General features: G+C 61.8%; 4 protein-coding genes. All 4 read right to left on the reverse strand.

Annotated features, from left to right (window positions below; translation table 11 throughout):
• Positions 1-962, reverse strand: a 962-nt coding sequence (locus tag ACQY7U_RS00120) for a TRAP transporter large permease subunit (protein WP_428640775.1), incomplete at its 3' end; no start/stop codon positions are given.
• Positions 959-1603: a TRAP transporter small permease subunit gene (locus tag ACQY7U_RS00125; protein WP_428640776.1), complete on the reverse strand. Its 645-nt coding sequence runs from the start codon at positions 1601-1603 to the stop codon at positions 959-961. The genes ACQY7U_RS00120 and ACQY7U_RS00125, both read right to left, overlap by 4 nt.
• A gap of 77 nt (positions 1604-1680) precedes the next feature.
• Positions 1681-2697, reverse strand: coding sequence for a C4-dicarboxylate TRAP transporter substrate-binding protein (locus ACQY7U_RS00130; RefSeq protein WP_428640778.1), 1017 nt, complete (start codon positions 2695-2697; stop codon positions 1681-1683).
• Between the two features lie 246 nt (positions 2698-2943).
• The coding region (locus ACQY7U_RS00135; protein ID WP_428640780.1) for a sigma 54-interacting transcriptional regulator at positions 2944-3730 on the reverse strand (787 nt) is incomplete at its 5' end.

Here is a 3730-nt window from a genome sequence, read left to right on the forward strand (position 1 = left end):
GAAAAGGCGCTCGGCAGCTGGGCGAAGCCTAGGAACCGCACATAGATCAGGACGCCCCAGATGATGGTGAAGATCATCGCGCTCAGCTTGGCGGTTTCCAGCAGCGCATCCTTCAGCTGCGGCCAGCGCATGCCCCGGAATATCGCCATCAGGAACACCACGAAGGCGCCCAAAGCGCCGCCCTCGGTCGGCGTGCCCCAGGCATCGCCGCCGAACGGGTTGTAGATGAAGAAGACGATGATCAGCACCACGAAGAAGATCGGCAGCGCGGGCGGCAGCGATACGAAGCGTTCCTTCCAAGTGAAGCCCTTAACCGCCGGGCCGAAATTCGGGATCAGCAGCGCCAGCCCTACGATAAGCCCGCCATAGACCACCGCCGAAAACGCCCCCGGGATGAAGCCCGCCAGCAGCAGCTTGCCCACGTCCTGTTCGACGATGATCGCGTAGATCACGAGGATCGCCGAGGGCGGGATCAGCGAGGCCAGCGTTCCGCCGGCGGCGACAACCGCGGCCGACATCCGCTTGGAATAGCCCGCTTCGAGCATCTCCGGGATAGCAACGCGGGCAAAGACCGCCGCCGTCGCGACGGACGCTCCCGAAACCGCGGCAAAGCCCGCCGTGGAGAACACCGTCCCGACGGCCATGCCGCCCGGCAGCCAGCCGAGCCAGCGCTTCGCGGCCTCGAAAAGCTGTTTGGTGAAGCCTGCATAGAAGGCCAGGAAGCCGATCAGGATGAAGGTCGGCAGCACCGACAAGGCATAGGTGACCGACTTGGAATGCGGGATGGTGCCCGCCATCTTCAGGGCGACAAAGAACCCGCGCTCGAAGCCCATCTTCATTGAGAACAAAATGATCAGGCCGACGAGGCCGGTGAAGGCTGCGGCAAAGGCTACCCGGACACCGATGATGACGAGCACAAGCAGAACGCCAGTCATCAGGAGGCCAACTTCAAACGGTGTCATTTGGCATCTCCTTCAACCACGTCATCGCCAAGGGCTTCTTCGATTTCGTGCCGGGCATGTTCCTCCACCCCTTCGATCACCGGCACGGCATAGGGTTCGCGCGACGGATCGGCGACCAGCCGGGCGTAGCCGTAAACCTGAAGGAGGAGACGCAGGAACAGAAGGCCGAGCGCCACCGGCACCATCAGCTTGGACGGCCAGGTCGGCAGGCGGATGTCCATGGTGCTGTCGCCGATCGCCCACGACCGGTCGAAATGGAACCAGGAGCCCCAGATCAGCAAGGCAACCGTGAAGGCGATCAGCAGCACACCGAGCATCTCGCAAACATAGAGCGTGCGCCCGCTCAGCCTGCCGAGGACAAGTTCCATGCGGATATGGCCGCCGACGCGCTGGCAGTAGGCAACGCCCGCAAAGGCAAAGATCGCCATGGCCTGTTCGGTGATATCGATGAAGCCGGGTACCGGCGTGTTGAAGGCAAGACGGCCCACCACCTGAACAACCGCGAGCAGCATCAAGGCGAGAATGGAAAATGCGGCAAACAGGTTGAAGGCATTTTCGACATGGCCGAGCCAGCCGTCGAAACGGATATAGGTGACCGGGCGCTCCGAGGAGGAACGTCCACCGGGATCAGAAATGTTCATGAGTTAAGCCCCGAGCGATGCCTTCCCGGCGCGGGTTGCGCCGGGAAGTGTTTATTTTAAAACCGGGCTAACCGGGCTTATTCAGCAAGGGTCGATTTGACCATGTCCAGGATTTCCTGTGCCGGAATTCCGGCCGCGGTCTTTTCTTCCACCCAGGTGGTCTGGATCGGGCCGGCTTTTTCGGAGAAAGCCGCCAGTTCTTCGTCGGAAAACTCGACCTGGGTGACGCCGCGTTTTTCCAGCTCCGGCCACCACTTCTCGTAGACCTTGCCGTAATTCTCAAGGTAATGCGCCAGTGCCGGCTGCACGGAACTGTCGAGCGCGGCCTTGAAGTCGTCCGGCAGGGCTTCATAGGCGTCGATGTTCACGACCACCGGGCATTGCACGGTTCCCGGATTGAGGTTCTTGGTCCACCAGTTGGCAACCTCGATCACCTTGAAGGAAAGGTGGGCGTGCGGTGCAAAGCTGGCGGCCGCCACGGTGCCGGAATCAATGGCCTGATAGGTTTCAGAGGCCGTCACGGAGGTGGGAACCGCACCAACGGCTTCCATCAGCTGGCCGATGCCGCCGAGAGCGCGCACACGCATGCCGTCAAAGTCGGAGATGGAAGCCGGAACGTCGCCCTTGCCGGCAAAATTGTACTGCGGCATCGGAGACGGCATGAGGGCCATTGCGCTCCAGCGGGCGAGGTCTTCCTTCACTGCCGGATGCTGATAGAGCTTCATGGACACCTTGACTTCCTGGTCAAGGTCCTTGACGCCCAGGAACGGCAGTTCCAGCACGGTCAGGGTCGGGTTCTTGTCCGGATGGTAGGAGGCGCAGATCTGCGCCATCTCGAAGGCACCGAAAGAGATACCGTCAAGGTTTTCGCGTGATTTGGAAAGAGCCGCACCGTAATGCAGCTTGATCTCGAACTTGCCGTCCGTCTTGGCGGCCACTTCCTCGGCCAGTTTCTCGACATGTTCGGTGAAGGCGCGGCGTTTGCCCCAGAGCGAAACGTTCCAGGTAACGTCGGCGGCGAAAGTTTCGGTTGCAAATACAAGAGAAAGCGCTGCCGCGGAAACGGCGGTCGCGGACTTGAGTGAAAAGAGCATGAAATCCTCCCTGAATTCTTGAGCTCTCGGGTCCGTACCCTGATCCTTGGCTGCTGAGCCCCTGCGCTTTGCGCGTAGCAGGCCCGTGCCAAGTCGAACAAACCCTAGCATGACCCGTGCCAAACCGGCGTGACAACTGCAAATTCGCAGGTTCTTGAGGTTTTCCGGCACGGCCTGTCCGGATGCTGCACTGCAGCTCGGCAAGATCTTGCCGAGCTGCCGGGAGAACAAGCGGAAATCCGCCGATCAGCTTTCCAGCGTATCTTCGGAAACCGCCTGATCCCTGCTGAGACCGAGGCGGGTCATCTTCTCGTTGAGAGTCCGGCGAGGCAGGTTGAGCTCGCGCATGACGTCGGCGATCCGCCCGCCGTGACGGCGCAATGCGCTCTGAATGAGGGTCCGCTCATAAGCATCCATCAGTTCCTTGAGGCCGCCTTCCGCAGGCTGCCCGCCATCTTGCCTCTGCCCGGTAACCAGCACCTCCAGCGGCTGCGGGTTGACGCCTGCATTAAGAACAAAGCGTTCGGCGGCATTGCGCAGTTCGCGGACGTTGCCCGGCCAGGAGTAGGTCTGCAGAAAAGCCTCGTCGCGGGCGCTGGTGAGCGGTGCGTCCAGGCCGTATTGAGCCGCGAACCGGTTGAGGAAGGTATCGAACAGAAGCAGGCTGTCCCGTCCGCGCTCTCGCAAGGGCGGCACCTGAAGCTCGATGGTGTTCAGCCGGAACAACAGATCTTCCCTGAGGCGGCCCGAGCGCACAGCCTCTCTCGGATCCAGATTGGCGGCGCTGATCAGGCGGATATCGACCTCCACCGGCCTCGTGCCGCCGATACGGTCGACTTTTTTCTCCTGCAGGACCCGCAGCAGCTTCGGTTGCAGGCCGAGCGGCATGGACACGATCTCATCCAGGAACAGAACGCCGCCGCTGGCCGCTTCGATCCGGCCGGTCCGCTGACGGTCGGCGCCCGTAAAGGCGCCGGCCTCATGACCGAAGAGTTCCGCTTCCACCATGGTCTCCGGCAGGGCGGCCGCGTTG

This window comes from Roseibium sp. (genome assembly GCF_050301095.1).
Classification (GTDB): Bacteria; Pseudomonadota; Alphaproteobacteria; order Rhizobiales; family Stappiaceae; genus Roseibium.